The organism is Streptomyces sp. NPDC088354, assembly GCF_044753585.1.
Taxonomy (GTDB): Bacteria; Actinomycetota; Actinomycetes; order Streptomycetales; family Streptomycetaceae; genus Actinacidiphila.
The window spans coordinates 75,812-102,451 of the sequence record NZ_JBIVNJ010000012.1; the positions used below are offsets into that span (position 1 = coordinate 75,812).

General features: G+C 73.2%; 24 protein-coding genes. 9 read left to right on the forward strand and 15 right to left on the reverse strand.

The window, feature by feature from the left end; translation table 11 throughout:
* Nucleotides 1-143: 143 nt before the first annotated feature.
* Nucleotides 144-1,148 (forward strand): alpha/beta fold hydrolase, encoded by a 1,005-nt coding sequence (locus ACIP98_RS19695; RefSeq protein ID WP_401977058.1) that lies wholly within the window; start codon nt 144-146, stop codon nt 1,146-1,148.
* A 63-nt stretch (nt 1,149-1,211) separates the two neighbouring features.
* Here the strand turns inward: ACIP98_RS19695 and ACIP98_RS19700 are convergent, their stop codons facing one another.
* Nucleotides 1,212-1,916 carry a 4'-phosphopantetheinyl transferase superfamily protein gene (locus ACIP98_RS19700; RefSeq protein ID WP_319660012.1) on the reverse strand — a complete coding sequence of 235 codons (705 nt, stop codon included), beginning with the start codon at nt 1,914-1,916 and terminating at the stop codon, nt 1,212-1,214.
* Nucleotides 1,913-2,353, reverse strand: a complete 441-nt coding sequence (locus ACIP98_RS19705) for a RidA family protein (RefSeq protein WP_401977059.1) — start codon at nt 2,351-2,353, stop codon at nt 1,913-1,915. The genes ACIP98_RS19700 and ACIP98_RS19705 overlap by 4 nt, the downstream gene beginning before the upstream one ends.
* Nucleotides 2,354-2,508: 155 nt before the next feature.
* Between ACIP98_RS19705 and ACIP98_RS19710 the strand changes: the two genes are divergently transcribed.
* Complete coding sequence (locus tag ACIP98_RS19710) at nt 2,509-2,724, forward strand: DUF6296 family protein (protein ID WP_319660010.1); 216 nt, start codon at nt 2,509-2,511, stop codon at nt 2,722-2,724.
* 228 nt (nt 2,725-2,952) lie between these two features.
* Here ACIP98_RS19710 and ACIP98_RS19715 read toward each other — a convergent pair whose 3' ends face one another.
* A complete protein-coding gene (locus ACIP98_RS19715) occupies nt 2,953-3,468 on the reverse strand; it encodes an FBP domain-containing protein (protein WP_319660009.1) in 516 nt (171 codons plus the stop codon).
* A 120-nt stretch (nt 3,469-3,588) separates the two neighbouring features.
* Nucleotides 3,589-4,689, reverse strand: coding sequence for an alpha-lytic protease prodomain-containing protein (locus ACIP98_RS19720; RefSeq protein WP_401977060.1), 1,101 nt, complete (start codon nt 4,687-4,689; stop codon nt 3,589-3,591).
* Between the two features lie 533 nt (nt 4,690-5,222).
* On the opposite strand from ACIP98_RS19720, the gene ACIP98_RS19725 reads away from it, so the two are divergent.
* The 3 genes from ACIP98_RS19725 to ACIP98_RS19735 all read left to right on the forward strand — a co-directional run bounded on the left by ACIP98_RS19725 (nt 5,223) and on the right by ACIP98_RS19735 (nt 11,358).
* Nucleotides 5,223-6,233 carry a hypothetical protein gene (locus ACIP98_RS19725; RefSeq protein ID WP_401977061.1) on the forward strand — a complete coding sequence of 337 codons (1,011 nt, stop codon included), beginning with the start codon at nt 5,223-5,225 and terminating at the stop codon, nt 6,231-6,233.
* Between the two features lie 101 nt (nt 6,234-6,334).
* Nucleotides 6,335-7,336 carry a LuxR family transcriptional regulator gene (locus ACIP98_RS19730; RefSeq protein WP_319660006.1) on the forward strand — a complete coding sequence of 334 codons (1,002 nt, stop codon included), beginning with the start codon at nt 6,335-6,337 and terminating at the stop codon, nt 7,334-7,336.
* A gap of 254 nt (nt 7,337-7,590) precedes the next feature.
* Complete coding sequence (locus ACIP98_RS19735; RefSeq protein ID WP_401977062.1) at nt 7,591-11,358, forward strand: S8 family serine peptidase; 3,768 nt, start codon at nt 7,591-7,593, stop codon at nt 11,356-11,358.
* An 84-nt stretch (nt 11,359-11,442) separates the two neighbouring features.
* On the opposite strand, the gene ACIP98_RS19740 is transcribed toward ACIP98_RS19735, so the two are convergent.
* From ACIP98_RS19740 to ACIP98_RS19755, 4 genes are all read right to left on the reverse strand, one after another.
* Nucleotides 11,443-12,246: a serine hydrolase gene (locus ACIP98_RS19740; protein ID WP_401977063.1), complete on the reverse strand. Its 804-nt coding sequence runs from the start codon at nt 12,244-12,246 to the stop codon at nt 11,443-11,445.
* A 257-nt stretch (nt 12,247-12,503) separates the two neighbouring features.
* Nucleotides 12,504-13,133: an alpha-ketoglutarate-dependent dioxygenase AlkB gene (locus tag ACIP98_RS19745; RefSeq protein WP_319660003.1), complete on the reverse strand. Its 630-nt coding sequence runs from the start codon at nt 13,131-13,133 to the stop codon at nt 12,504-12,506.
* Between the two features lie 37 nt (nt 13,134-13,170).
* Nucleotides 13,171-13,467 (reverse strand): hypothetical protein, encoded by a 297-nt coding sequence (locus tag ACIP98_RS19750; protein WP_401977064.1) that lies wholly within the window; start codon nt 13,465-13,467, stop codon nt 13,171-13,173.
* A 101-nt stretch (nt 13,468-13,568) separates the two neighbouring features.
* Nucleotides 13,569-14,285: a DUF2470 domain-containing protein gene (locus ACIP98_RS19755; RefSeq protein ID WP_401977065.1), complete on the reverse strand. Its 717-nt coding sequence runs from the start codon at nt 14,283-14,285 to the stop codon at nt 13,569-13,571.
* A gap of 644 nt (nt 14,286-14,929) precedes the next feature.
* Here ACIP98_RS19755 and ACIP98_RS19760 point away from each other — a divergent pair.
* On the forward strand, nt 14,930-16,183 hold the full coding sequence (locus tag ACIP98_RS19760; protein ID WP_401977066.1) for a helix-turn-helix transcriptional regulator: 1,254 nt from the start codon (nt 14,930-14,932) through the stop codon (nt 16,181-16,183).
* Between the two features lie 13 nt (nt 16,184-16,196).
* On the opposite strand, the gene ACIP98_RS19765 is transcribed toward ACIP98_RS19760, so the two are convergent.
* Both ACIP98_RS19765 and ACIP98_RS19770 read right to left on the reverse strand, forming a co-directional pair.
* Nucleotides 16,197-17,477 (reverse strand): MFS transporter, encoded by a 1,281-nt coding sequence (locus ACIP98_RS19765; RefSeq protein ID WP_401977067.1) that lies wholly within the window; start codon nt 17,475-17,477, stop codon nt 16,197-16,199.
* A gap of 58 nt (nt 17,478-17,535) precedes the next feature.
* Nucleotides 17,536-18,504, reverse strand: coding sequence for a GlxA family transcriptional regulator (locus tag ACIP98_RS19770; RefSeq protein WP_319660000.1), 969 nt, complete (start codon nt 18,502-18,504; stop codon nt 17,536-17,538).
* 142 nt (nt 18,505-18,646) lie between these two features.
* Here ACIP98_RS19770 and ACIP98_RS19775 point away from each other — a divergent pair, with 142 nt between their 5' ends.
* The 3 genes from ACIP98_RS19775 to ACIP98_RS19785 are packed head-to-tail and all read left to right on the forward strand — an operon-like array spanning nt 18,647 to nt 21,508.
* Nucleotides 18,647-19,285 (forward strand): HD domain-containing protein, encoded by a 639-nt coding sequence (locus ACIP98_RS19775; protein ID WP_319659999.1) that lies wholly within the window; start codon nt 18,647-18,649, stop codon nt 19,283-19,285.
* A gap of 22 nt (nt 19,286-19,307) precedes the next feature.
* Complete coding sequence (locus tag ACIP98_RS19780; protein ID WP_401977069.1) at nt 19,308-20,642, forward strand: MFS transporter; 1,335 nt, start codon at nt 19,308-19,310, stop codon at nt 20,640-20,642.
* Nucleotides 20,588-21,508, forward strand: coding sequence for an NADP-dependent oxidoreductase (locus ACIP98_RS19785; protein WP_401977070.1), 921 nt, complete (start codon nt 20,588-20,590; stop codon nt 21,506-21,508). The genes ACIP98_RS19780 and ACIP98_RS19785 overlap by 55 nt, the downstream gene beginning before the upstream one ends.
* A 20-nt stretch (nt 21,509-21,528) precedes the next feature.
* Here ACIP98_RS19785 and ACIP98_RS19790 read toward each other — a convergent pair whose 3' ends face one another.
* From ACIP98_RS19790 to ACIP98_RS19810, 5 genes are all read right to left on the reverse strand, one after another.
* Complete coding sequence (locus tag ACIP98_RS19790; protein WP_319659996.1) at nt 21,529-21,984, reverse strand: hypothetical protein; 456 nt, start codon at nt 21,982-21,984, stop codon at nt 21,529-21,531.
* A gap of 332 nt (nt 21,985-22,316) precedes the next feature.
* Nucleotides 22,317-23,093: a hypothetical protein gene (locus ACIP98_RS19795; RefSeq protein ID WP_401977071.1), complete on the reverse strand. Its 777-nt coding sequence runs from the start codon at nt 23,091-23,093 to the stop codon at nt 22,317-22,319.
* Between the two features lie 148 nt (nt 23,094-23,241).
* A complete protein-coding gene (locus ACIP98_RS19800) occupies nt 23,242-24,621 on the reverse strand; it encodes a S53 family peptidase (RefSeq protein WP_319659994.1) in 1,380 nt (459 codons plus the stop codon).
* Between the two features lie 794 nt (nt 24,622-25,415).
* Nucleotides 25,416-25,643, reverse strand: coding sequence for a DUF397 domain-containing protein (locus tag ACIP98_RS19805; protein WP_401977072.1), 228 nt, complete (start codon nt 25,641-25,643; stop codon nt 25,416-25,418).
* A gap of 96 nt (nt 25,644-25,739) precedes the next feature.
* Entirely contained in the window at nt 25,740-26,606 is an 867-nt protein-coding gene (locus ACIP98_RS19810) for an LLM class flavin-dependent oxidoreductase (protein WP_319659992.1), read from the reverse strand.
* Between the last annotated feature and the right edge of the window lie 34 nt (nt 26,607-26,640).

Sequence of the window (26,640 nt, forward strand, 5' to 3'; positions counted from 1 at the left end):
GTGTTTCGGGTCCGCGCAGCGAACGGAAAGAGCACGCGGCGCACCGTCACCCGACCGCACCGCGGGGCGAGCGGCGCGGGTACGGCGGGCGAACGCTGGAAGGCGACCTCCCTTCCCTCCACGAAAGCAGGGACGCCGCCGCCATGGACATCGACACCGAACCGATCCCCCGCACCCCGCCCCGCCCGCGCCGGATACGCACGGCCGCACCCCTGACCGCGGTGCTCGCCGCGGCGGCCCTGGCCGCCGGGCCCGTCGCCGCCTCCGCGGTCCCCGGCGACGGCCGCACGGGCGGCGGCAAGCCGACCGTGGTGCTCGTGCACGGCGCCTTCGCCGACGCGTCCGGCTGGGACGAGGTCGTCCGCCGCCTGGAGAGCGAGGGCTACGACGTGATCGCCCCCGCCAACCCGCTGCGCGGCCTGACCAACGACTCCACGTACATCGCCGGCGTGCTCAGGAGCATCAAGGGCCCGATCGTGCTGGCCGGCCACTCCTACGGCGGCGCCGTGATCAGCGAGGCGGCCGCCGGCAACCCCAACGTCAAGGCCCTGGTCTTCGTCTCCGCCCTCGTGCCGGACCGGGGCGAGACGCTCGCCGCGCTGGGCGCGAAGTTCCCGGCCGCCCAGCTCAGCGGCGTCCAGCGCACGGTGCCCTACCGTGACGCCGCGGGCAGCGGTGTCGACATCTACATCCGGGACGCGAGCTTCCACAGCGTCTTCGCCGCCGACCTCCCCGCGGCGCAGGCCCGGCTGATGGCCGCCGAGCAACGGCCGATCGCCATGACGGCCTTCACCGAGCGGGCGACCGGCGCGGCCTGGCGGACCGTGCCGTCCTGGGCCCTGGTCGCCACAGAGGACCACGCCATCAACCCCGCCCTGGAACGCTACGAGGCCCGGCGCGCCGGCTCCCACACCGTCGAGGTCGACTCCTCGCACGTCGCGATGATCTCCCACCCCGATGCGGTGACCCGCCTCATCCGCGAGGCGGCCGCCTCCACCGCCGCGCCGGCCGCGGCGACCTCCGGCGCTCCGGCGCTCGCGGACACCGGCTGGCGCGAGACGGTCCTGACCGCCATCGGCGGCATCGCGGGGGCCGCACTGATCATGGGCGGTGTCTTCCTCGCCCTGGCCCGCAAGTCCCGCGGCTGACCGGCCCCGGCGGCCCGGGTGCCGGCGTCCGACGGCACGCGGCACCCGGGCCGCCGCACGGTGTCAGTCCTCGCGGACGGCGATCGCGGCCATGTGGTCCGCTCCCGCGGCGACGTCGTGGACGCGCCAGCCGGCCGGGCCGGGCGACGGCGTCGGGGCGGTGCCCAGGTAGTCCGCGGAGAGCTCACGGGACAGGCCGGTGCCCAGTGCCTTGAGATACGCCTCCTTGCGGACCCAGGCGCGGGTGAAGGCCAGGGCGCGCTCCGGCTCGGCGAGGGCTTCGAGTTCGGCGACCTCGCGGGGGTGGAGCGACTGCCACACGCCGTCCGCGGCCGCCCCGCCCGGCACTTCCTCCACATCGGCCCCGACCGTGCCGGCGGCGAAGGCCAGCAGCGACAGCCCCCGGGTGTGCGAGAGCGAGAAGTGCGGCCGGCCCGCCGGCACCGCGGGCCGTCCGTGCGGGCCGCCGCAGGTCGGGCAGGTCTCGCGGACGAAGGTCACGGCGCCGGGCGCCGTGCCGAGGTAGCCGCCGAGCAGCACGCGCAGTGCCACGTGAGCGGACACGTAGGCGTCCCGGTCGCGGTCGAAGCGGAACGCGGCGGCGCGCCGCCGTTCCTCGGCGTCGAGCACGTCCGGAGCCAGCCGGGCGGCGGCCACCGCGGTGGCGGCGGTGTCCACCAGCCAGAGCCGGGGCGGCCCGCCGGGCCCGGGCGGTGCCGGGTCCGGGGGCGGCGCCGCCGGGTCGAACCGCCGTGGAACGAGCGTCACGACCGGTCTCCTGCTTCGCCGGCTTCCCGTGCGTCCCGTGTGCTCCGGACGATCGCCAGCGCCTCGACCTCCAGCAGCAGCTCGGGCCGGAAGAGGGCGGCCACCTGCACCGCGGTGCTGGCCGGGGGACGGGCGGTGTCGATGTGGGCGTCCCGCGCCTCGCGCACGGCGGGCAGGACGGCGACGTCCGTGACGAAGAAGGTCAGTTTGGCGACGTCCCCCCAGTCCGCCCCGGCCGCCTCGAGGCAGCGCCCGAGGTTCGCGAACACCTGGCGCGCCTGCGCCGCCGGATCGCCGGGGCCGACCACCTCGCCGTCGGCGTCCAGCGCGATCTGCCCGGAGACCGCCACGAGGCGGCCCTCTCCCAGGACGACGTGGTTGTAGCCGTTGCCCGGGGCGACGCCGTCCGGCGCGGCGATGTGGGTGAGGTGCGACATGCGGGTTCCCCCCTGGGACGTGCGGCGTGCGACGACGGTCCATGATCCCGCACGCCGCCGCCGGGGCGCATCGGCCTACGTCACAGCAGGTGTCATTGGGGAGTGATTCTCTGGGCATACATGGTCATAAGGTGCGGAGACAGGAGGTTCCCCACATGTCCCACTCCGAAACGTACGAACTCACGTTCCCCGTTTCCGGTGACACCGTGGTCGTCCGGCGCACCGAGCGCAAGGGTGCCGGCGGGCACCCCGTCTACAGCGACGACACCGGCATCGTGCAGGCCGAGATCAGCGACCGCGGAGAGGTCCGCATGCTCGCCACCGGAGGGCACCAACGACCGGACATGCCCTCGCGCGCCAGGCCGCACTGATCCGCGGCGGCGGTCGCCACGACGTGGCGGCCGTCCCGGACACCGCCGCCCGTCGGGCCCCGTCCGGCCGGATCGCGCCCCCCGCACCACTCCCGCGGCGCCCTCCGGTACCGGCCGCCCGCCGGGCGCGCGCATGTCCGCGCCGCGCTTCGGCCGCCCCGCGTCGGGACCCGTCCCATCTCACCGCTGACGTGGACCGCCCCGGCAGGGCCGGGAACCCGCGCCCGGTCAGGCGGGCGCCTGCGCGCCGTCGAAGACCTTGTCCAGGAAGGCCGCCAGATTGGCCCGCGCGCGCTCCACGCGCTCCTCGGGCGTCAGGGTCTCCTCCATGCGCCGCACCAGGGCCGAGGTCTTCTTGCCGCGCACGTACAGCGAGCAGGCCAGGTCGGCGCAGATGTAGGTGCCGACGGTGTTGCCCTGGCGGCCCGAGGGGCCGACCTTCGGTGCGGCGAGCAGGTCGACGCCGGAGCTCGCGTGCGAGGTGAGGCAGATGGAGCACAGGCTCGTCCTGAGCAGGCTCCTGCGGGCGGCCGACGGCGCGCGCATCGACAGGCCCACCATGCGGCCGTGCCGCTCGGCGACCAGGTATCCGCGGTCCGGGGCCCCGGGGTCGCGCCACCCCAGGAAGTCCAGGTCCGCCCACGGCAGCTCGGCCAGGTCGCGCGGCAGGTTGGCCCGGCGCGCCTCGCCCTTGGAGCAGTTGACGAAGGCGTCGCGGATCTCGGTCTCGGTGAGCGGGTCCATGGTGCCGGAAGCTAACACCGGCGCGCGGTGGCTGTCGCGGGAATTTCGGGCGGTCCGCGCACGCGACGGTGCCGGGCGTCCCCCCGCGGGATCGCCCGGCACCGTCGCCGCCCCCGTGTGTCAGCCGATGTCGGCCCCGTACACCTGGAGCGCGTCCGTGACCGGCTGGAAGAAGGTCTCCCCGCCGCCGGCGCAGTCACCGCTGCCGCCCGAGGTCAGGCCGAGGGCGGTGCTGCCGGAGAAGAGCGCGCCGCCGCTGTCGCCCGGTTCGGCGCAGACGTCGGTCCGGATGAGGCCGGAGACCGAGCCCTCCTGGTAGTTCACGGTCGCGTCGAGCCCGGTGACCGTGCCGCTGTGCACCCGGGTGGTGCTGCCGCTGCGCTGCACCGCCTGGCCGACGGCCGGCAGGGCGGCGCCGGTGATGGCCTGCGTGGAGCCGTTGTAGAGGTCGACCGCGCTGGGGTGGGCGACGCCGGTGTCGGTGTACTTCACCAGCGCGTAGTCGTGGCCGGGGAAGGTCGCCGCCTCCACCGAGCCGATCTCCGGGCCGCCGGAGGAGTCCGACCAGCTGGTGAAGGCGACGCCGCAGTGGCCCGCGGTGAGGAAGTACGGCTGTCCGTCCTTGACGACGTTGAAGCCGAGCGAGCACCGGGCGCCCGAGCCGTAGATCGCGTCGCCACCGGCGGCGAAGGGCTTGAACGCACCCTTGGAGCGGTGGACCCGGACCGTACCGGCGCCGAGGGCGTCCACCGCCTTGTCCAGACGGGCCATCCCCGCGGCCGAGACGGTCGCGTCGGCGGTCACCACCACCTGGTCGGTGCGCGGGTCGATCGCCCAGGCCGTACCCGGGACGCGGGCCTTCGCGCCCAGGGTGCGGGTGGCGGAGCGCAGTTCGGCCGTGCTGTTGCCGACGGTCCTCGCCACGGCTCCGGCCGCGCGGACCGTGTCGGCGGCCGTGCCGTCCAGCACGTTGACCACCAGGCGGCGAGTACCGGCGTCGTAGTAGGAGCCCGCGGTGTCGGCCGCGCCGAGTCGCGTCACGAGGCGGTCGGCCAGTGTCGCCGCCGACGCCGCGCCGAGCGTTCTCGGGGCGGCCTCGGAGGTGGGGGCCGGCGAGGTCGCCGCGTCGGCCTGCGGCAGCAGGATCGCCGCCGCCAGCACGGCGGTTGCCCCGCTGCCGGCGAGTACGGCCTTCCACCTGGATATGCGTCGGTGCTTCACGTGCAGTACCTCCAGTGGGGGGACGGGTCCGCTCGGCTGCCGCGCACCCGGGAGATCTTCCGGTCACCGGCGCCGCGTCCCGCAAGGAATACATGTCCACGCCAAGCAACGCCGTTGAGTATTCCGAGGCGTTTGCGCGACCGGCAAGGCCGGACGCGGGTCTGCACAGCCGTCACACAGGACATCCCGATTCCCTTGGAGGAACCTCTCCCCGACCGTCGGAACCCGGCCGTCCGCTTCTCCCGTCGCCCCCCGCTCCGCCCCACGTCCGCGCCGGGCGCCCCGGCGCCGCGGGCGCCGGTGCGGGCCGGGTTCCGTCAACGTCCCCCGTGCCACGGCGTGTTCGGGGCCACCGGAGCGTTCCGGGAGCGGGTCGCGAGGTCCCGGTCCGCTGCGCGGAATTCATGGCCAAAGCCCGTGCTTTTCCTGGGTGATTCCGGCGTTCCGTCGTCAAGGCGCGGGTATGAGCCGGTCGGTGGGGACGGCCGAAAAGCATTCCTGGCCCGCGGTCCGGGCCGGGAGGGGGGCACGTGATGGACAAGGCGACGGCATACGCATGCACGCACACACCGGCACCGGAGGCCCGCGCGGGCACCGTGCCGGCCCCGGCCGCGGCGGGGCTCGGCATCCCGGGGCCCTCGGCGTTCAACCCGGCCCTGTGGACGGTGGAACCGCAGGTCGCGGCCTGGGCGCTGCGGACCGGACTGCTGTCGGAACGCACCGCGGAGCAGGCCCGCCGCGAACGCCACGCGACGATGGCCGCCCATGTGTGGCCCTGGGCGCCGGCCCACCGGCTCACCGAACTGGCCCGGCTCACCCTGTGGATGTTCGCCGTCGACGACCGCAGCGACGCCCACGCGCGGGACCCGGCGGCGGTCCACGCCGAACTGGACGCCATGGTCCGCACCGTCACCTTCGCGGCACCGGCCGCCGCGGCACCGGCCGAGCCTGCTGTCCGCGCCCTGGCCGACGTCGTGCCGCGGATCGGCGCGGGCATGGGGCCGGCCTGGCGCGACCGGTTCGGCGGCCACCTGATCGCCTGGCTGCGCACCAACCAGGACATGCTCCGGCAGCGCGCCGACCGGGCCGTGCTCACCCCGGAGGCCTACGCCGCCTGGCGGCGGGTCTCCGGCGCCACGGGCTGGTTCTTCGACCTCATCGAGTACGCCGAGGACGCGGAGCTCACGCCCGCCGAGTGGTCCGCGCCCGCCTGCCGCGAACTGCGCGAGGCAGCCGCCGACGTCATCGGCTGGACCAACGACCTCTTCTCGCTCGACAAGGAACTGGCGAGCGGCGAGACCGCCAACCTCGTGCTCGTCCTGCGCCACCACCGGCGGCTGCCACTGCGGGAGGCCGTGGCCGAGGCCCGCCGGCTGCACACCCTCCGTGTCGCCGAGCTCACCGCCGCCGGCCGCGCCCTGCGCGCCCAGCCCACCACGGCCTCCCGCCGCGCCGCGGTCCGCCGCTACACCGACGGCATCCAGGCCTGGGCCCGCGGCTTCCTCGACTTCTCGCGCGAGTCCGCCCGCTACGCGGCCACCTAGGCGCAGGTCCGAGGGGCGAGAATCGGTTTCCGGCCGCCGCGATGGCTTGTTAGGTTCGTGACCGGCTTCGGGGGCGGCGGTCGGTGACTGGGAGGGTTCTGATGGAGGGCGCTGCGCCGCTCGATCTGGTCGGGGTGGACTCCGAGGCGGAGAAGGCCTACCGCCACCTGCTGGCGCGCGGCGGCGGGACCGTCGACGACGTGGCGGCCGCGTTCGGGGTGACGTACTCCGAAGGGCTGGCGCTGCTGGAGCGGCTGCACCGCTTCGGGCTGGTCAGCCGCCGCACCTCGGGGGAGTTCCTCACCGTCGACCCCCGGCACGCGCTGCGCGCGCTGGTGGAGTCGCGCGAACGGCAGCTGTCCCTGGTGCGCGACGCGGCGGGCGCGCTCGGCGCGCTCTTCGACACCGCGAAGCGGGCCAGGAACGGCGGCCACGGGACCCTCGTGATCAGCGGGCCGGAGACGGTCGGCGACCGCTACTACCGGCTGAAGCAGGCCGCGCGCGCCGAGATCTGCTGCCTGGACCGGCCGCCGTTCCTGCTGGTCCCCAACGCGCCGATCGACGAGGCGGCGGTGGGCCGCGGCGTGCGGGTCCGCGCCGTCTACGCGGCCGCCAGCTTCGTCGCGGACGGCGACCGGCAGGAACTCGGCAGCCTGGTGTCGCGGGGGGAGGAGGCCAGGATCATCCCGACGCTGCCGATCAAGCTCGCCATGGCCGACCGGTCGGCCGCGATGGTGTCGCTGAGCCTGGACACCGGGAACACCGAGTGCCTCTACACCGAGGCGCCCCCGCTGCTGGAGGCACTCGCCGAACTCTTCGAGCGGTACTGGGCGGCCGCCTCCCCGCTGGCCGGCACCCCCGGCCCCGGCGAGCCGCCGCCCTCCCCGGCCCCTCTCCCGGAGGGGGAGGACCGCAGGCCCACGGACGAGGAACGCAATCTCCTCGCGCTGTTCGCGGCCGGTGTCAAGGACGAGGCGATAGCCCGGCAGTTCGGGATCTCGTCACGGACGCTGCGCCGGCGTATTCAGGACCTTTACGCGGAATTGGGGACGACCAACCGTTTCGGCGCCGGCGTCGCGGCCGCGCGCCGCAACTGGGTCTGAGTGGGGCGGCGATTCCTCCCGTTCTCGCAGTTCAGACTATTTGCTCAGACAACTTTCCGCATTGGAAAAGGAATTGACGACACGTCATTCCGGGTCAATATGTTCGTAACAAAGCGCGGGAATTGCCGTGGGGGAACCGGCTCCTGTCCAGTTGAGGACATTGGCACTCAAGGGACATGACCTCTTCTTTACAGCGAGGCAAAAGGATGGCTGACTACGCACATCTTTCGCACGCCTAGCCTCTTGAGGTTCCCTTGCGCACACCTCCGTCCCCCAGACGCGGGCTGACCGTCGCGGTCTCCGTCCTCGTGGCGCTGACGGCGACCGGGCCGGTCGCTTCGGCCGAGACCCGCACCTCTCCCACGCCGGCCACCGCGTCCACCGGGCTCGCCGCGTCCACCGCCGCACGCCCCGACGCGGCGGGCACCGTCACCCTGATCACCGGCGACAAGGTCGAGGTGACCGTCAGCAACGGCCGCACCACCGCGACCGTGTCGGATCCGCAGGGCAGGCCGGGCGGCGCCCATGTCATGTCGGTCGGCCCCGACACCTACGTGTACCCCGACGAGGCGCTGCCCTGGATCGCGTCGGGCGCGCTCGACGAGCGGCTGTTCAACGTCAGCGAACTGCTCAAGGACGGCTACGACGACAGCCACAGCGACGGGCTCCCGCTGATCGTCACGTACACCGACGCCGCCGCCCGCGCCCGCAGCGCGAAGACCCCGGACGGCGCGCGGAAGACCCTGACGCTCAGCAGCATCCAGGGCGCCGCGATATCCGCCGAGCACGCGCGGGCGAGCGACTTCTGGTCCTCCCTCACCGGCGGCGCCGCCAAGAGCGCGGCGGGTGCCCAGCCCTCCGGACGGCTGACGGGCGGCATCGCCAAGGTGTGGCTGGACGGCAAGGCCAAGGCGACGCTGGCCGACACCACCGCGCAGATCGGCGCGCCCGAGGTCTGGCAGGGCGGCGACACCGGGCAGGGTGTGGACGTCGCCGTCCTGGACACCGGCATCGACGCCGCGCACCCGGACTTCGCGGGCCGGATCGCCGCGTCGCAGAGCTTCGTACCGGGCCAGGACGTCACCGACCGGCACGGCCACGGCACCCACGTCGCCTCCACGGTCGCCGGCACCGGCGCCGCGTCCGGCGGCAAGGAGAAGGGTGTCGCCCCGGGTGCCTCGCTGCACATCGGCAAGGTCCTGGACAACGACGGCAGCGGCCAGGACTCCTGGATCCTGGCCGGCATGGAGTGGGCGGTCCGCGACCAGCACGCGAAGATCGTCAGCATGAGCCTGGGCGGTGCCCCCACCGACGGCACCGACCCGCTCAGCCAGGCCGTGAACGAGCTCAGCGCGGAGACCGGGGCGCTGTTCGTCATCGCCGCGGGCAACTCCGGCCCCGTGCCGTACTCCATCGGCGCGCCGGGCGCGGCCGACGCCGCCCTGACGGTGGGCGCGGTGAACGGCCCGGGCAAGGGCGTGGACCAGCTGGCGGAGTTCTCCAGCCGCGGTCCGCGCGTCGGCGACAACGCCGTGAAGCCCGACCTGACCGCCCCCGGTGTCAACATCCTCGCGGCCCGCTCGCAGTACGCCCCCGAGGGCGAGGGCGCGTACCAGACGATGAGCGGCACCTCCATGGCCACGCCCCATGTCGCGGGCGCCGCCGCCCTGCTGGCGGCCAAGCACCCCGACTGGACCGGGCAGCAGCTCAAGGAAGCGCTGGTCAGCACCACGGCGAGCACCCGGCGGTACAGCCCCTACCAGGGCGGCAGCGGCCGGCTCGACATCGCCGCGGCCGTGAAGGCCACCGTGATCGCCTCCGGTGCCGCGTTCGCCCAGGTCCACTACCCGTACACGCCCGGCCAGACGGTCCGCAGGGACGTCACCTACACCAACACCGCCGCCGAACCGGTCACGCTGGACCTGGGCCTGATCGCGGACGACATCCCCGCGGGGCTGTTCACCCTCACCGACAGCCGGCTGACCGTGCCCGCGCACGGCACCGCCACCGTCGGTGTCGTCACCCACCTCGACCTGGCCGCGGACAACGCCGCCTACACCGGCCAGCTCACCGCGGCCGGCCCCGACGGCGCGGTCCTCGCCCGTACGCCGATCGGCGTGAACAAGGAGGGCCGGCGCGTCAAGCTGTCGGTCACCGCGAAGGACCGCAAGGGCAGCGGTCTGCCCGGCACCATCGTGCTGAAGGACGTCGACCGGGACACCGTTCCCAAGGTGTACACCGTCGACGCCACCGGCACCCTGGATCTCAGGCTGGTCCCCAGCACCTACGCGGCCTGGATGTACGCCGACGTCCCCGGCATCGACGGCACCCACACGCTCGGCTACGGTGTGTTCTCCGCGCCGCAGATCGACCTGAGCATGGACCGCTCGATCCGCTTCGACGCCGCCGACCTCCGCAAGGCCGCGGCCCTCACCCCGCAGCCCACCGCCAACAGCTTCATGAGGGTCGACCAGTACCGGTCGTACGGCGACCTGTTCCCGTTCGTGGACAGCTACTCACCGGAGTACTGGCGGTACGACAGCCTCTGGGCGGCCCCGACGCCCAAGGTGACGCACGGCTCGTACACCTTCGCCACGCGCTGGCGGCAGATCCAGCCGCCGCTCACGCTCTCGCTGGGGTCCCAGACCTACCGCAGCGCCGTCGTGCAGAGCCTGTCCCCCGTGCTGCCCGAGGGCAGCGGCTCGTACCGGCCCGTCTGGGCCGGGAACGGCTCGGCCGCGGAGTTCGCCAAGCTCAAGGTCCGCGGCCAGGTGGCGGTCGTCCGTCGCAGCGACACCGTGTCCGCCCCCGACCAGGCCGCGGCCGCGGCGAAGGCCGGCGCGAAGCTGCTGCTGATCCTCAACGACGGCTACGGGACGCTCGACGCGTGGGCCGACCTGCCCGACGCGGCCCCGCTGCCGGTGGCCTCGCTCGGCACCGACGACAGCATCCGGCTGCGCCTGCGCCTTCTCTGGCCCGGCAAGGGACAGCTGAAGGTCGTCTCGCACCCGCACCCGCGCTATGTGTACGACCTGGTCCGTCACTACAGCGGCGCGATCCCGCGGACGCTGACCTACCGGCCCGGTCCGGGTGACCTCGCCCGCATCGACGAGGCGTTCCGCGACACCAAGCAGGGAGAGGCGGTCGAAGGCCGCGACGACCTGTCCGTCGACGGCCTCTGGGCCATGCTCGGCCGCTCGGTCCCGGTCCCGGCACAGGGCACGCTCACCTCGTGGGTCACGGCCGGGCCCGGCGTCAGCTGGGTCTCGGGCGCGGGCATGAGCGATCTCGGCCAGGGCGGCACGCCGCGTTCGTACAAGCCGCGCAGTACCTCCCGGGAGACCTGGTTCGCCCCCGTCGTGCACCCGCGGCTCCTCAACGACTCCACCCACACCGCCCCGTTCAGGGTCGGCGACGTCATGAGCCCGTCGTCGATCAGCGCCTGGGGCGACTCCGGCGGCCACGCGGGCGTCGTCTGGGCCGACGGCGACACCTCGAAGGTCTCGCTCTACCAGGGCACCCAACTGCTCGGTGAGACGGCCAACGACGGGATCTTCTCCGTCGAGGGCCTGCCCACCGAACGGCTTCCCTACCGCCTGGTGGTCGAGGGGAACCGGAACCTGCCCGGCCGGCCGTACTCGACCCGCACCCGCACCGACTGGGGATTCACCTCCGGCACCACGGACTACACCGTGCTGTCCCCCCTGCCGCTCATCCAGCTGGACTACGCGGTGGCCACCGACCTGTCCGGCCGGGCGGGCAGGCGGTCGGCGGTGTCCGTCACCCCCTCGCACCTCAAGGGCGTGACCGACGGCGGCACGATCCGCACGGTGACCCTGGACGTCTCCTACGACGACGGCGCCACCTGGCACCGGACCACGGCGCGCCACAAGGGCGCGGTCTGGACGGCGTCGCTCAACGCGCCGTCCAAGGCCCGCTTCGCGAGCCTGCGCACGACCGCGAAGGACGCCAAGGGCAACACCGTGAGCCAGACCGTGATCCGCGCCTTTGGCCTCAAGTAGCGCCGTCGGTACGACCTGTGGGCCCCTGTCCGCCACCGTGCGGGCAGGGGCCCCGCCGTCGGCGGGCGCCTGCCCGCACGGCTGTCACCCCGCGGGGCTGAGGTCCTTGTGGACCGCGCGGGCCACCGCCTCGATCGTGGAGATGCCGGAGGCCATCGTGTTGTTGTCGTGGGTGAGCACGGCGACGCTGTAGTCGTGGCCGCCGCCGGTGAAGGCGCCCAGGCTGTGCACCCGCCAGCCGTGGGTGGCGCGGGACAGCCAGCCGTTCTTGACATGGACCACCGCGGTGGCCGGAGCGCCCGCGGGAGTGCCCCAGCGCTGCGAGGCGATGACCCGGTTCATCAACTTGAGCGTGTAGGTGCGCGCGTTGTCGTTGAGCACGCGGTTGTGCGCCGTGACCAGGTCCAGCAGCTTCTGCTCGTCGCCGGCCGTGATCTGGGTCAGGCCCCAGTAGCCGCCCGCCCCCGGCACCGTGTGGTTCATCCCGGCTGCGGACAGGAAACCCTTGATCTTCGTCGGACCGAGCTGCTTCCACAACGCGGACGTGGCGTCGTTGTCCGACTGTGTGATCATCTTGTTCGCGAGGCCGGTCTCCCGCGCGGTCAGGTAGCGGGCGTGCTTGGTCGCGTCCCACAGCAGCGTCGCCAGGACGGTGACCTTCACGGTGCTGGCGGAGTCGAACCGCTGGTCCGCGCGGAGCGTGCACACGGTGTTCGTCGTGCGGTCGTGCAGGGACAGCGCGGTCAGGGCGGTCCTGCCCTTGAGCGAGGCCGTGATGTCCCGCTGCAGCTTCGCCGCCAGCCCGGCCTTCCCCGAGGCGCAGGTCACCTGCGGCGTCGCCGCGACGGCGTTGCCGGCCCCGGCCGCCACGGCCAGGGGAACCGTCATGCCGGCGACGATCGAGGCGGCAGTGACGCGCCGGGATATTCGGATCTGCCCCATGTGTCTCCGCCCGTTCTCCGGTTGCTGTCGGCTGGGTCGACTGCCCAGTGTGGGCGAACGGGTGTACGGGGCGGGATGTGATGTCGGCTACGCCGGGCCTGCCGGGCGACGGCTCCGACGGGGCGTCGGGAGCGGCCGCGACCGGGCCCCGGCGAAGGCCCGAACGGGCTCGCCGGGGCCGGGGAGGATCTTTGGCGCGCGGGCTAGCGCACGCCGCGCGGTCGGAACTGGACGCTGATCCGCGGACCCACCGCGCGCGTGCTCTTGGGCACCGCGTGCTCCCAAGTGCGCTGGCAGGAACCGCCCATGACGATCAGGTCGCCGTGCCCGAGCGGCAGCCGCATCGCCGCCGCGCCGCCGCCGCGCGGACGGAGCGCGAGATCGCGGGGGTCCCCGACGGACAGGATGGCGACCATCGTGTCGTGCGTGGCGGACCGCCCCGTGCGGTCCCCGTGCCAGGCGACGCTGTCGCGTCCGTCGCGGTAGTAGCAGAGCCCGGCTGTGACGAACGACTCGCCGAGCTCGCGGGCGTAGTGCGCGTCGAGGGCGGCCCGGGCCTCGTCGAGGACGGGGTGGGGCAGCGCCGCACCCTCCCCGTAGTACGAGAGCAGCCGCGGGACGTCGACCTCCCGCTCGTACATCTGCCGCCGCTCGGCCTTCCACGGCACGGAGCCGGCCAGCTCCTCGAAGAGCGCGTCGGCCCCCTGGAGCCAGCCGGGCAGCAGGTCGATCCACGCACCGGCGCCCAGGACCGTCCGCCGCACGCCGTCCAGCGGACCGAGACGGATGTCGTCGGTCTGGTCGAAGAGCGAACCCTGCAGTGGTGCGGTCATGAGTCCAGCGTAACCGCTCATCCGAACAAGTGAGCTATTAATCGAACGTGGCGAGCCGCAGCCACTCCTGCCCTTCCAGTCCCTCCAGCCGCGCCGGATCGGCCAGGATGTCGATCTCCACGATCCGCCCACCGGTGATCGTCAGGCTCATGACCGCCGTCAGCCGCCCCTCCGGCGCCGTGACGATGCCGTAGGTCCCGTTGACCAGCGCGAGCCGCGTGTACGGGGCGAACCGCCGGAACAGCATCGCCCGGCCCGCCACCGTGCGTGCCCCGTGCGTCTGCGCCGACAGTCCGGGCGGGCCCGCCCCGGTGTCCGCCCGCAGCACGTCCATCGGTCCCTTTCCTGTGCCGTGTTCCGTCGGTGTGATGACGCAGCGGGCCGGGCCGATGTGACAGGTCGGCAAAGCCGTACGGTCTCCCGGCGCGCCGCCGCTCACCACCCCGGCATCGGATGACCGAGGTGCGAGGAGCGGCGCGCCCCGCTGAGCAGCGCCTGGATCCGGCCCCCGGCCTGGTCGGCGCTGTCCAGCGGCGACGCGAACGGCAGCCGGACGTCGCGGTGGACGCGGGGGTACTCGATGCGCAGGGTGATCCCGTACCGGTCGACGGCCAGGGGCAGCACGCGCTGCGCGCCGGGCGCGGGCACCGGCCGCACCAGGCGCATCAGCAGCGGTACCAGCTCCTGGTGGTCGTCGACCAGATGCGTGAGCATGCCCGCCTCGCAGGTGGCCAGGGGGTCGGCCGCCGCCGCGACCAGCTCCTCCAGTGCGACCGTGCTCCGGCCGTCCTCGGTCTCCAGCACCGCCTGGGCGAACTCCAGGCACTGGCTGTCGGCCGCGTCGGCCCGGTAGGGGGCGGCCAGCCGGCCCGTCACCGTGACGCGGGCGCGCACCCGTTCGCGGACCGGGGTCGGCGCGACGTCGGTGAACTCCAGCGTGGCGGGCACGGATTCGGGGCGGGGGAGTGCCGTGTCCAGGGGGTGCAGATGCAGGTGCCCGGCCAGGTCGGCGGCGGTGGGCCGGGAGACCTCGGCGCGGCCGTGGCCGGTGACCACGGTCATCGAGTGCGCCGAGGCCAGGACCGACCGGATGCGCTCGGCGCTGGACGGCCGCACGGGCGCGGCGAGGGCGGTGTGGAACATGCTGCGCATCCGGATCTCCACTCGCGGGAATTGGTTAGGGTTGCCTAACCTAACCTATACCCGGAAGCCCGGCCCGCGCAGGACGACCGCCGCGCGATCACCCCCATGCGGCGCGGAGACGCCGACTGCCCTCGACCGTCGTGCCGCTGAGTGCCGGTGAGGCCGAGCCGGCGGTGACGGTGACGGTGCATGGCGGCTCGCGCCCGCGGCCGTGCGGCACGCCGGAGCCGGGGGCGCGCGAGGTGTCGGGCCGTTCGTCGGTGAGGAGCGACCGTGCGCGACGCGGCGTGGGGGAGCGGCTCTGCGAGGCATCCGCGGAGGGGCTGCGGGCGCTGACGCCGCCCACGTCGTCGCGTCGCGCTGCCACTGATGGTGCCGCGGGCGGCGAGCCCCGCCCCGTCCGAGCCGAACCGGCCCGCCATCAAGCGCCCTTCCCCCGACGCCACCCGTGATTCCGTACGGGCACGGGCGCCTTGACGCGGCGCCCGTGCCCCCCGTGCCCCCGTGTCCCCCGAACCCCCGTGCCCCACCCCGTCCGTACGCCGCGCGGCGCCGGAGCGCCCCCTCGCACGGCCACGAACGGGACATCAGACTACGCGGGCATTTGTGCCAATCCCATCCCAGATGTCTGGGGGTCCGCCTAGCCTGCTGCCGTGACCACCGCTCCCCGCCCTGGCCCGAGTTCACGCCCCCGCCCCCGTGCGGCCCAGCCCACCCCCGCCGCACGCGCCGCCCTCGCCGACGACCTGACCCGCAGACTGCGCGGGACCGACCGCCCCGGCGCCCTGGACGTCCTGCGGACCGCCGCCGACACGCTGCTCGGCGCCGTCGGGGCGGACGTGTGGTGCGCCGTGATGCTCGACCCGGCGACCCTCCTCGACACCGGCGGACGCCACGAGGAGGGCTTCCCGCAGGCGGTGATGCCGCGGCTGTTCGAGATCGAGCACACGGAGCAGACCGGCGTCGACAACCTGCGGGCGCTGACCCGCCGTCCGGGCTGCGCGAGCCTGCTCAGCCAGTCCACGGGCGGCCGGCTCGACGAGAGTGTCTACTACCGCGACATCCTGCGCCCGACCGGCCTCGCCGACGAACTGCGCGTCCTGCTGCGCCACGGCAACCGCAGCTGGGGGCTGTTCGTGCTGTGCCGGGCCCCCGGCTCGGCGCCCTTCACGGCCGCCGACGTGGCCCTCGCCGACTCCTTCAGTGCCCCGGCCACCCAGGCACTGCGCCGCTCGCTGCTGCTGTCCGGCATCGACCGCGGCGACGTACCCGACGCCGCGGGGCTGCTCGCGTTCGACGACGACCAGGGGACACGGCTGCGCACCGCTACGGCGGAACGCTGGCTCGCGCTGATCCAGGAGTCGCACCCCGGCACGGGCCGCCCCTACCCGCTCACCCTCACGGCGCTGATCAGCAGGGCCCGCGCGGCCGGCCCCGGCGCCCACGTCCAGTCCCGCGCCCTGACCCGCACCGGCCACTGGATCACCCTCAGCGCCTGGCGCGAACCGGCCCCGGACGCGCCCGACGCCGCCGGCATGCTCACCTACGTCAGCCTGGCCCCCAGCCACCCCGGCGAGCTCACCGCCATCGTGCTCGACGCCTACGGCCTCACCCCGCGCGAACGCGAGGTCGCCCAGCACGTCCTGCTCGGCCGTTCGACGGCGGACGTCGCCGGCGCCCTGCGCATCGCCGAGTACACCGTCCAGGACCACCTGCGCAAAGTCTTCGACAAGGCCGGCGTCCGCAGCCGCCGCGAGTTCACCGGCGACCTCTTCCGGCGCTGCTACCTCCCCCGCCTGCCCGCGCCCCCGCTCACCACGGACGGCCGGATGCGGAACGACGCCCCCGGAGGCCCGGCAGGGCCGCCCCGGGCGCCCGGGCAGCCCGGGCAGCCCGGGGCGAAGTGAACGGGCGTCCCGTTCAGGGACTGACGGAGTCCGCCGCCGACTGCTCGTGCCCGGCCCCGCCGGCGGCGTCCGGGGACCGGAAGGCGCGCCAGGGCAGGAGCAGGGTGCTGGCCAGGCAGAGCACACCGGCGAGCAGGACGGCCACGCGTACCCCGGCGAGGGCGGCGACGGCTCCGCCGAGCGCCATCCCCAGGGGCTGCGCGGTCTTGGCGCCGACCGACCACGCCGTGACCACGCGGACCATGAGGCGGTCGTCCGTCACGGACATGCGGTAGGTCGCGAACGAGGGGTTGAAGACTCCGGCGGCCGCCAGCAGGCAGGTGTCGGCCGCGACGAGGACCACCAGCGCGGCGGGCCCGGACGGCACCCAGGCGATCAGCACGAGCCAGGGAGTCCGCAGGACGCCGAACAGCAGCAGGACCCGGCGCACGCCGAGCCGGCGTGCCAACGGGGCGGTGAGCCGGGAGCCGAGGACACCGCCGAGGCACGGCAACCCGAGTGACAGACCGTACTGCCACGGCGTGAAGTGCAGCTCACGGAGCATCAGGACGACCAGCAGGGGACTGCTCATCATGATGGCCGCACCGAAGAGCATGGCGTTCCAGAAGAGCGGACGCAGTCCCCGGTGCCGGACGATGCAACGCCAGCCGGCCAGGAGTTCGCGAGCCCGCCCGGAGGCCGGCGCACGCGGCGGAGGTTCCGGCTCCGGGTGCCGGATCCGGCGGACGCCCAGGGCGGAGAGCAGGAAGGAGACCGCGTCGACGGCCATCGAGAACGTCGCCCCGAAGACGCTGACGAGCAGCCCTCCGACCGGCGGCCCCGCGCTCATGCTGAGCCAGTCGGTGGACTCGAACCGCGCGGCGGCCCTGAGCCGGTCCCCGGGCGCGACGAGCCCCTTGAGGTGCGCGGTGCTCGCCGCCCCGAAGGCGATCGCCGCCGCCGCTTGCACGATGCCGACCAGGCACAACTGGACGAAGCTGAGCACACCGAGGGCCGCCGCGACCGGAACGCTGATCAGGACGGCGAACCGGAGCAGATCGGCCGCGACCATGACCGGCCGTTTCCGCCGGTGCTCGATCCGGACCCCCAGGGGCAGGGTGACGGCGGCCGCCACGACCGCCGACAGCGCCGCGAGCAGGGACACCTGGGACGCGGAGGCGCCCAGAGCCACCACGGCCACCAACGGCAGCGCCCCGGAACCGATCGAGCTCCCCGCCGCGCTCACGGCGTAGGCACCCCACAGGCGGCCGAAGTCCCGTCGCGCCCCGGTCGATTGCTCATCCCGCACAGCCACGGCGGGTGAGCCTACGGCTCCTTGCGGCGGTTCGGTACGGCGGATGCGCCCGCCGGTACTACCCGCCGCGGCGGGCGGTGCTGAAGCGGCGCTGGTACGCGGCGGGACTGATGGACAACTCCCGTACGAAGACCCGCCGGAGACTCTCGTAGCTCGGGAACCCGGCCAGGGACGCCGCGTGCGTCGCGGTGTGCCCCTGGTCGAGGAGCGCCTTCGCGATGTCGAACCGGATCGACTCGACGTAGCGGGCCGGGGTGGTGGACAACTCCGTCCGGAACAGCCGGCTGAGGTGGCGGGGACTGAGGCTGAGGTGCCCGGCGAGCTCGGCGAGGGAGTGGTTCCCCCCGGGATCGGCCGTCACCAGGTCGACGACGGAGCGCAGCGCCGGGGACCGGGGCGGCGGGCCCTGCAGGGGCGCGGAGAACTGCGACTGCCCGCCCGCACGCTGCAGGTAGACCACCAGGGCGCGGGCGACGTCCCGGCTCACGTCGGGACCGTGGTCCTCCTCGACCAGGGCCAGCGCCAGATCGATGCCGGCACTCACGCCCGCCGAGGTGTACGTCGTGCCGTCGCGAACGTAGATGGCGTCGGGTTCGACGCGGATGTCCGGGTGCCGGCTGGCGAGTTCACCCGCGACCTTCCAGTGGGTCGTCGCACGCTTGCCGTCCAGGAGGCCGCCGGCGCCGAGGACGAACGCCCCGGAGCAGACCGACGCGACCCGGCCGGACCTGCCCGCCAGTTCCTTGGCGGCCTCGATGAGATCGCGCGTGACGGGGGTCCTGGGGTAGACGGCGCCGCCCGGCATCACGAACGTGTCGGGATCCGGCTCGCCGGCGGGGCTGCCGTCGACGGCGATCCTGATGCCGATCGACGAGGCGACGTCGGCACCGGTCGTCGACAGCAGGGCGACCCGGTAGTCGGCGCCGAGCCGGTTCGCCTCGCCGAACACCTCCGCGGGGCCGGCGACGTCCAGCAGCGCGACCCCGTCGTAGACGAGGATCGCGACCCGATGCGTGCCGGAGCTCACGGTCCCGCTCCCCGGGCGTCCGGATTCGAGTGGTTCCTGGCCGGAGCGAGGCGGCGGCGGAGCCGCGCGGTCGGCATGGTGGAGAACAGAGGCATTTCCCACTCCTCACCGCCTCGGCTGTCTCATCGAAAGCGCGAACATCATGACCGACAACATCGCAGCAGTGGAAATTCCCGACACCGCGGCAGTGGCGGGGGCGGGCGAGTTTCTCCGCGCAACCGCCGGCCCGCTCATCTTCCATCACTCGTGGCGCGTTTTCCTCTTCGCCTCCCTTCATGCGCGGGAGCTCGGTCTCCAGCCGGATCCGGAGCTGCTCTGCATTTCCGCGATGTTCCACGACACCGGGCTCTCGACCCCGTTCTCCGACACGGAGCAGCGCTTCGAGCTCGACGGCGCCGACCACGCGCGCGCGTTCCTGCTCGACCGGGGGTTCTCCGTGAGCGCCGCCGAGACCGTCTGGACGGCCATCGCGCTGCACACGACACCGGGGATCCCCGGCCGGATGGGGCCGGTGACGGCCGCCATGTACCAGGGTGTCCTGACCGACGTGCTCGGCTGGGGGCTGGACCGCCTCGACGGCGACCAGGTGGACGAGATCGTCGCCGCCCATCCGCGCGGGGAATTCAAGAAGGGATTCCTGCAGGCATTCGTCGACGGGCTCAAGGACCGCCCGGACACCACCTACGGGACGATCAACGCGGACGTCCTGGAACACTTTGTTCCGGATTTCCAGCGCCAGAGCATGGTCGGACGCATCATCGACGCGCCCTGGCCGAATTGATGCCGGGAAGCCAGGAAGTCCGATGACACCACCGGTTCCCGGCCGCGACCGCCGCCGTCCCGGACGGTCCGCCGGCTTCACCGTACTGGCGGTCACCACCGTGGTGATGACGGCGAGTGCGAGCGCACCGTCGCCGATGTATCCGCTCTACCGGGAGCGCTGGGGCTTCTCGCTCACCATGGTGACGGTCGTCTTCGCCGTGTACGTCGTGGGGCTGCTCGGCGCCCTGCTGACCCTGGGGTCACTGGGCGACCGCCTCGGACGCCGTCCCGTCCTGGTCGCCGCGCTCCTGTTGGCGGCGGTCGGTACGGCCGTCCTCTGGACGGCGAACGGCGTTCCGTCCCTGGTCGTCGCGCGGGTGGTGCAGGGGGTCGCCACCGGGACGGCCACGAGCGGCCTGGCCGCGGGGCTGGTCGAGTTCTCGCCCGCCCGGCGCCCGCACGCGGGCACCACGGTGACGGCGGTCGGCACGAACGCCGGGCTGGCCGCCGGTGCCGCGGTGGCCGGACTGCTGGCGCAGTTCGTGCCGCGCCCCGACCGGTACGCCTTCTCCGTGCTCACCGTCGTCCTGCTGGTGCTCGCGGTGCTGGTCCTCCGCATCCCCGAGACGGCCGTGCCGCGAGCGGGCTCGCTTCGGGCCTCCCTGCGCGGCTCCTTGCGCGCCTCCTTGCGCCCGAGGGTGCGGGTTCCGCAGGGGGCGCGGCACCGGTTCCTGGCCGCCGTGCCCGCTCTCGTCGCGGGCTGGGCCGTCACGGGGCTGTTCCTGGCGCTGACCCCCTCCCTGGTCAGCGGCGTCCTGCACGTGACCTGGGGCGCCGCGGGCGGGCTCGACATCGCGCTGCTGTTCCTGGCCGGCGCGGTCGGAGGCATGTGGTCCGTCCGGCGCACGACACGTTCGGCCACGCTGCTGGGGGCTGCCTTCCTCGCCCTGGGGGCGGCGGGACTGGCTGCGGCCGTCGCCAGCGCCTCGCCGGTCGCCTTCTGGTGCGGGACCGTGCCGGCCGGACTGGGAGCCGGCCTGACGTTCAACGGCCACCTCGGCGCCATCGCGGAGACCACCACCGCGGACTCGCGGTCCCAGGCCTTCTCGGCCGTCTACGTCGTCAGCTACCTCGCGCTGAGCCTGCCGTCCCTCGCGGCCGGCTTCCTCATGCCCTCGTGGGGATTGAGAACCACCAGTTTTGTCTCCATCGGATGCGTCGGGGCCCTCTCCCTGACGGCCCTCGTCCATGCCGGTCGCCGCAGGCCGCCGACGGGGATCGACACACGCACTCCTCTCAGCAACCGGACAGGGGAACCACCATGCAAGCCATCACCGTCTCGGACCGCGACGCCGGCGTCAGCGGACTCACCCTGACCCACCTGCCGTACCCCCACGCCGCCGAGAACGACGTCGTCGTGCGGGTGCACGCCGCGGGATTCACCCGCGGGGAGCTCGACTGGCCCGCGACGTGGTCCGACCGGGCCGGCCGGGACCGCACGCCGAGCGTGCCCGGGCACGAGGTCTCGGGTGTCGTGGAGGGGCTCGGCTACGGAACCACCGGGCTCACGGTCGGCCAGCGGGTCTTCGGCCTGACCGACTGGGCCCGCGACGGCTCGCTGGCCGAGTACGTCGCGGTGGAGGCCCGCAACCTCGCCCCGCTTCCCGCGGACATCGACCACACGGTGGCGGCAGCGCTGCCGATCTCCGGACTGACCGCCTGGCAGGGCCTGTTCGACCACGCGCGACTCGTGGCCGGCCAGACCGTGCTGATCCACGGCGCCGCGGGCGGCGTCGGTTCGATCGCGGTGCAGCTCGCGGTGGAGGCGGGTGCCCGCGTGATCGGCACGGGCCGGCTGGCCGACCGGGACGCCGTCCTGGCCCTGGGCGCGGACACGTTCCTGGACCTCGGGGCCGGCTGGCCGGAGGACGCCGGCGAGGTCGACGTGGTCTTCGACGTGATCGGCGGCGACATCCTCGACCGCTCGACCGCCCTTGTACGCGCGGGCGGCACGCTCGTCACGATCGCCCAGCCGCCCACCGTCCGGCCCGCGGACGGCCGCGCCGTGTTCTTCGTCGTCGAACCCGACCGCGGCCGCCTCGCGGACCTCGCGCAGCGCCTGCGGGACGGCCGCCTCGTGGTGCGGGTGGGCGAGGTCCATCCGCTGACGGAGGCGGCGGCCGCCTTCGCCCCGGGGCGCCGCGTCACGGGCAGGACGATCATCCGGGTCGCGCGGGACTGACGGCCGAGCGCCCGTCACACCTACGCGTACACGTACGTGTCGTACCCGGTGCAGACCTCCTCGGAGCCCTTCACCAGGCAGGCGTCGAGCAGCATCCGGTGCCCCTCGGTGATGTCGCCGGTCTGCCACGGGGTCGTGTAGGGGGAGGAGTGCCCCCGGGTGGAAGCCGTCCGGTAGACCTGGGCGCTGAGCACCCTCCCCTCGATCCCCCACCCGTCGGCCGTGTCGTCATGCGCCCGCAGCGCGTCCCCGGGGGTGCCGAAGGAGTCGGGGTCCGCGTTCCAGTTCACGTAGCCGGCGTAGTCGCCGTCGGCGTAGAGGTAGAGAACCACCGATTCGCCGTTGTCATAGCTGCTCCACGTGTAGGTGAGCCGCGGCGCCGCCGTGGCGGCACCCGCCCCGGCCCCGAAGGACACACCCACCGCCACGGCGGTCGCCGCGAGCACGGTGGCGATCCGGTTCCTCGACTTGACCATGCGAAGCCCCTCCCTCATCAAAGCGATCAAGGTCGGCCGCGATCTTTTCCCGCCGTGTGCGACCGGTCAACGGCCACGCCCTGAACGGGTTCCTTTTCGGCCAGTGGTCCAGATCTGAACCATGGGCCGGAAATCACCACGACTCCACGTGAACAGGACAGCAAGCGATGCCCGGAATGCCGGGAGATGTGCTGATCGCTCGGCAATGGGCCCGGCTGGAACGGAAACGTGAGGTGAATGCCCAGTGTCGGATTCTCGAGATCGGAAGTCTTCCCGATGAGCCGGTGGGCTTGCGGTGTCGCGCGGAGGCAGGCACCGCAAGCCCGCCAGGCTCACTGCGAGTTGTAGGCCTTGAGGCTCACCGCCGGGCCGTCGGAATTGCGTGCGACCGCGGCGACCGCTTCCTTCCCGGTCACGCGCACGACCGCGCTGCCGTGCGCCGGCACTCGGGTCAGGCCGCCGATCGGCGTGACTTCGGCGGCTTGCTGCGTGACCCCCTTGGGAGGCTGGTCCCAGAGGATGTACGCGATCCGTACGGCGACAGGAAAGTCGTCCTCATTGGTGAGCCTGACTGCCGAGAATCGCTCGAACTTGCTGATCTCGCGGCCATGGCGGTCGAGCGCCTGCGTCGTCACCTCGTGCGGTCCGGCGTTGATCCGCGCGGCAGCCACGCTTCGCACCGTCACCCGGACATCCGCCACGTCGTGCATCCTCGGGCCCGAGAACCGCAGGATGTCGATGGTCCCCCCGTACGGCACCGCCAGATTGCCGCGGTCGCTGCCGTACACCGTGCTCACCTTGACCTGTGGGAGCACGTGATCGTTCCTGTCCACGGCTTGGAAACTCAGGACGGGAACCAGCGACTCCGCGGCCACGTTGACGATCTCCAGCTGCTGATTCATCGTCTCGTTCACACCCGAGTCGCCTACGTAGCGGAACGACAGGGCCGAAGAGAACTCCTCGCCCCCGAATCCGGGCTCGACACGCTGCACCTTGCCGACCCTGCCGGCGTGGGCATGCGGCCCGCACCCGGTCACAAGCGCCCCCGTCACCAGCGCCGCCGCTCCTGCGGCGGCCAGTCTTCGCCGACCGGACTTCACGATGCGCACCCCTCCCCATTGATCACATCGCGCGGGACGCTACCTGATCGCCGTCGTCCACTGAGCACCACCCCACCTGGGGATTCCCTGCCGGATGGGCGAGGCGCGGGGCCCGGCAGCGGTCTGCCGGGCCCCGCGCCTCGGGGACAGGGTGCCGTCAGCCCCGCTGGGCGAGGGCCGGGACGAAGCGGGCCGCGTCGATCGTTCCGACGCCGGTCGCCAGGTCGTAGCCCTTCGCCGCGGTGTAGCCGGGGACCCCCGCGAAGCTGTTGTTCGTGCCGTCCTTGACGTCCACGATCCCGGTGGACGGGTTCCGCGAGGACTGCGCGTACAGCGAGTACAGCGCCTGGTGGATGTCGCCCAGCCGGTGCCCGGCGGCCTGGTCGGCCAGGGCCACGATGCCCGCGAAGAGGGGGCTGGCCTCACTGGTGCCGACGTAGACGTCCCAGCCGACCCGCTTCGGGTCGTAGCTGGAGTACACCCATGCGCCGCCCTTCAGCGAGGCGGACATGGAGAGGTCCGGAGTGCCGCGGTGGCCGCCGACCTGCGCCACCCCGTTCTGGTACGAGGGACGGGCGAAGACGTGGGACAGGCCGCCGCCACCGGCGCCGGCGTCGTTGTACACGCTGTCCGGCGCGATGCGGTCGCCCTTGGCGTCCAGGTGCAGCTGGGTGCCGCCGACCGAGACCACCAGGGGGTCGGCGGTCGGCCAGGCGTTGACCCGGTACGGATAGTGGTCCTTGCCGTTCGGGGTGGTGTCGGTGGCTCCGCTGTCGCCGGAGGCGGCGACGACGGTCACACCGTGCCGGTGCGCGTCCTTGAAGGCGTACCGCAGGTTCTCGATGCTGGAGAAGTCACCCTGGCGGAAGCCGGGGAAGCTGTTCTCCGCCACGCCCCAGCTCTGGCTGATCACATCGCCCACGCCGCGGTCGATCAGCGACTTCTCGGCGTCCATGACCTCCCGCAGGCCGGTGGTGCCCTCCCCGATCCCGCCGACCGCGGTCTCCGCCAGGACGATGTGCGCGTCCGGGGCGACGGCGTGCGCCATCTCCACGTCGAGGGTGGTCTCCCCGGCCCAGGCGAGCTGGTCGGCGTCGGTGGGATCGAAGCGCGGGACCTTGCCCCACTTGACCACGTCGACGTGGGTGCTCTTCATGCCGAACCGGGCGCTGTAGACGTCCAGGTCCTTCTGGACGGTCGGCGAGCCGAACGGATCCACGATCACGATCGTGCGCCCCTTGCCGGTGATTCCTGCCCGGTAGAGCGGGTTGAGGTCGTACGCCTGGCGGTACTGGGTCGCGGAGTAGCAGCCGATCCGCCACTTCGCGCGGCACTCCGCCGTGGTCATCAGGTTGTGGGCCGCGCTCTTCGACTGCTGCCCGGCCGCCGGCGCGGGCTTGGCTCCCTGCGCCGGTGGCACGGGTGCGGCGACGGCGGCGGAACCGGACAGAAGCGTCGCTGCTGTCGCGAAACTGGTGAGGCTGGTGATCCAGGCTGCGGCAACCGCAGTGCGCCGCCGCGCATGAATCCTGCGCATAGATGCTCCTCGTAGTGGACTAGACCACGTTCGGCCGTTGACCGCGATCTCACTCCGAGGTCGTCCATGGGGCAAGCGATTGCCGCTGTGTCACTTGTCACTGCTTGGTCCGATTCGAGGCTCTATGTCCCTGCGGGGCGCGATGCGCACAGCCTGGGCAGCCCGGCGGATCCGCTGGTCGCACGGCTGCAGCCCGTCGGCATGGGAACGGTTGCGACCCGGCCCGATGCCCGCTGTGCCGGTGATGTGAGGTGCCCCACGGTCTGTGCGCTGAGGTGCGGGCGCGACGGAAGCGGCACGCTCGGCGGCGGGTCAGGGCCGGGGTGCCGGTGGCGGCTCAGGCACGGACGCACCGCGCGGCGCCGAAGACGGCAGGTCGGCTTCGGGACGGCCGTCCGCAACGCCACGGGAGGAGGCGGCCGGCGCCTGCGGCGGCAGGCTCCCAGCCGTGCTCCCCGATTGGCACACGGCACAGGGGATCCGACGCCTTCGGAGCTGAGGAAGCCGGCCGGTGAGGAGAGGCAGTCCGGCGTGGCAGCGACGAGTCCGGGCACCCGCAGGGTTTCGTCGACGGGCAGCACCCGCCTCTATATCCCGGCCCTCACTCCGGCGCGCGAGCACCACCCGGATCGAGTGGGAACCCGTACACCACTTCTCTGGACGCAACCGTGCGGGCGGGGGCCGACACGGTTGCGCGCGCGATGACCGCGGAGCCGAGATGGGTGTGCGAACACCCCGCACGACCCACGGCTCCCGCGCCAACCCCTGCGGGTCACCCCCACCTTTGAAGGTCTCTAGCCGCATTCGCCGTCGCGCATGCCCAGTCGGAACGCCGCCCACTCCTCCGCGGTGAATCGCAGCGGCGGCGTTTCCCGGTGACGTGAATCGCGGACCGCAACCGCTCCGCCGCCGAGGTCCGAGACCTCCACACACATCTTGTCCCACCGGTTGCTGTAGCTGCTCGTGACCCAGTCCGCATCAGTGAGGTCCATGGCGTACAGCTCAGCCTTGGCCGCGTCCATCCTGGGATCTCCCGTCGATCTCGGATGGAAGCCCCCTTTCAGCATCACCCTGATGCCCCTGACGTGCATCCCTTCCCTGGGTGCACCGGGAACGGCTCATCGGACCACGGGTGGTCCCGCCTCGATGCGGCGCAGCACCGGGAGCAGACGATCCAGGTCCGGGCCGCTCTGGACCTGCCGCTCGTCCCACCAGGTGGCGCCGGCGTCGTGCAGCGGACCGATCACGTCCCTGGCTTTCGCGGCGTCCGCGGGGGTGGCACCGCCGAGCACGAACTCGAAGGGGCGCTCGACGCCCACCGAACGGTGCTTGCGTACGTAGCTGACCAGTTCCTGCACCTCGGCCACATCGGGCACTTGGCCATGCCGTGCCGTCTCGAACAGCGGCACCGCGCCGTCCCACCGCGCTGCCCGCCGCATCGGCGCACGTCGCGGCCAGAAGCCGCCGATCCACACGGGCGGACCGGGCCGCTGGACGGTGGGGGGCAGGAGCGTCACGTCCCGGACCTCGTAGTGCCGGCCGCGGTGGTTCACGGGCTCGCCGGACCAGAAGCGCCCCAGCAGTTCCAGCCCCTCGTCCAGGCGCTCGGCGAGGAGGCGCGGATCGGTGGCGTCGCCGAAGCTGCCGTATTCCTCGTCGATCGGACCGCCCAGGCCCGCGGCGAAGATCATCCGGCCGCCACTGAGGTGGTCCAGGGTGGCCACCTGGCGGGCGAGTTGCTGCGGACGGTACCGGGGAACCGGCGTCAGCAGGGTGCCCAGCCGGATCCGGGAGGTCGCCAGCGCGGCCGCGGTCAGCAGGATCCAGGGGTCCCCGAAGGGACGCCCCTGGTGCCGCCGATGCAGGATGTGGTCCCAGACGAAGACCCCGTCCCAGCCCGCCTGTTCGGCGGCGAGCGCTACGACCGCGACGTTCCGGGGGTCGGCGAAGTCGCCGAAGTTGGGGAGGTTGATCGAAAATCGCACCCCAGCAGGATGCGCGGTCGCCCCCGGAACGGCA

Excerpts from the sequence above, each read along its gene's own strand:
- ACIP98_RS19695 (WP_401977058.1), top strand. The coding sequence starts at position 144 with ATGGACATCGACACCGAACCGATCCCCCGCACCCCGCCCCGCCCGCGC.
- ACIP98_RS19705 (WP_401977059.1), bottom strand. The coding sequence starts at position 2,353 with ATGTCGCACCTCACCCACATCGCCGCGCCGGACGGCGTCGCCCCGGGC.
- ACIP98_RS19710 (WP_319660010.1), top strand. The coding sequence starts at position 2,509 with ATGTCCCACTCCGAAACGTACGAACTCACGTTCCCCGTTTCCGGTGAC.
- ACIP98_RS19715 (WP_319660009.1), bottom strand. The coding sequence starts at position 3,468 with ATGGACCCGCTCACCGAGACCGAGATCCGCGACGCCTTCGTCAACTGC.
- ACIP98_RS19725 (WP_401977061.1), top strand. The coding sequence starts at position 5,223 with ATGGACAAGGCGACGGCATACGCATGCACGCACACACCGGCACCGGAG.
- ACIP98_RS19730 (WP_319660006.1), top strand. The coding sequence starts at position 6,335 with ATGGAGGGCGCTGCGCCGCTCGATCTGGTCGGGGTGGACTCCGAGGCG.
- ACIP98_RS19740 (WP_401977063.1), bottom strand. The coding sequence starts at position 12,246 with ATGACGGTTCCCCTGGCCGTGGCGGCCGGGGCCGGCAACGCCGTCGCG.
- ACIP98_RS19745 (WP_319660003.1), bottom strand. The coding sequence starts at position 13,133 with ATGACCGCACCACTGCAGGGTTCGCTCTTCGACCAGACCGACGACATC.
- ACIP98_RS19750 (WP_401977064.1), bottom strand. The coding sequence starts at position 13,467 with ATGGACGTGCTGCGGGCGGACACCGGGGCGGGCCCGCCCGGACTGTCG.
- ACIP98_RS19755 (WP_401977065.1), bottom strand. The coding sequence starts at position 14,285 with ATGCGCAGCATGTTCCACACCGCCCTCGCCGCGCCCGTGCGGCCGTCC.
- ACIP98_RS19775 (WP_319659999.1), top strand. The coding sequence starts at position 18,647 with ATGACCGACAACATCGCAGCAGTGGAAATTCCCGACACCGCGGCAGTG.
- ACIP98_RS19780 (WP_401977069.1), top strand. The coding sequence starts at position 19,308 with ATGACACCACCGGTTCCCGGCCGCGACCGCCGCCGTCCCGGACGGTCC.
- ACIP98_RS19785 (WP_401977070.1), top strand. The coding sequence starts at position 20,588 with ATGCAAGCCATCACCGTCTCGGACCGCGACGCCGGCGTCAGCGGACTC.
- ACIP98_RS19790 (WP_319659996.1), bottom strand. The coding sequence starts at position 21,984 with ATGGTCAAGTCGAGGAACCGGATCGCCACCGTGCTCGCGGCGACCGCC.
- ACIP98_RS19800 (WP_319659994.1), bottom strand. The coding sequence starts at position 24,621 with ATGCGCAGGATTCATGCGCGGCGGCGCACTGCGGTTGCCGCAGCCTGG.
- ACIP98_RS19805 (WP_401977072.1), bottom strand. The coding sequence starts at position 25,643 with ATGGACGCGGCCAAGGCTGAGCTGTACGCCATGGACCTCACTGATGCG.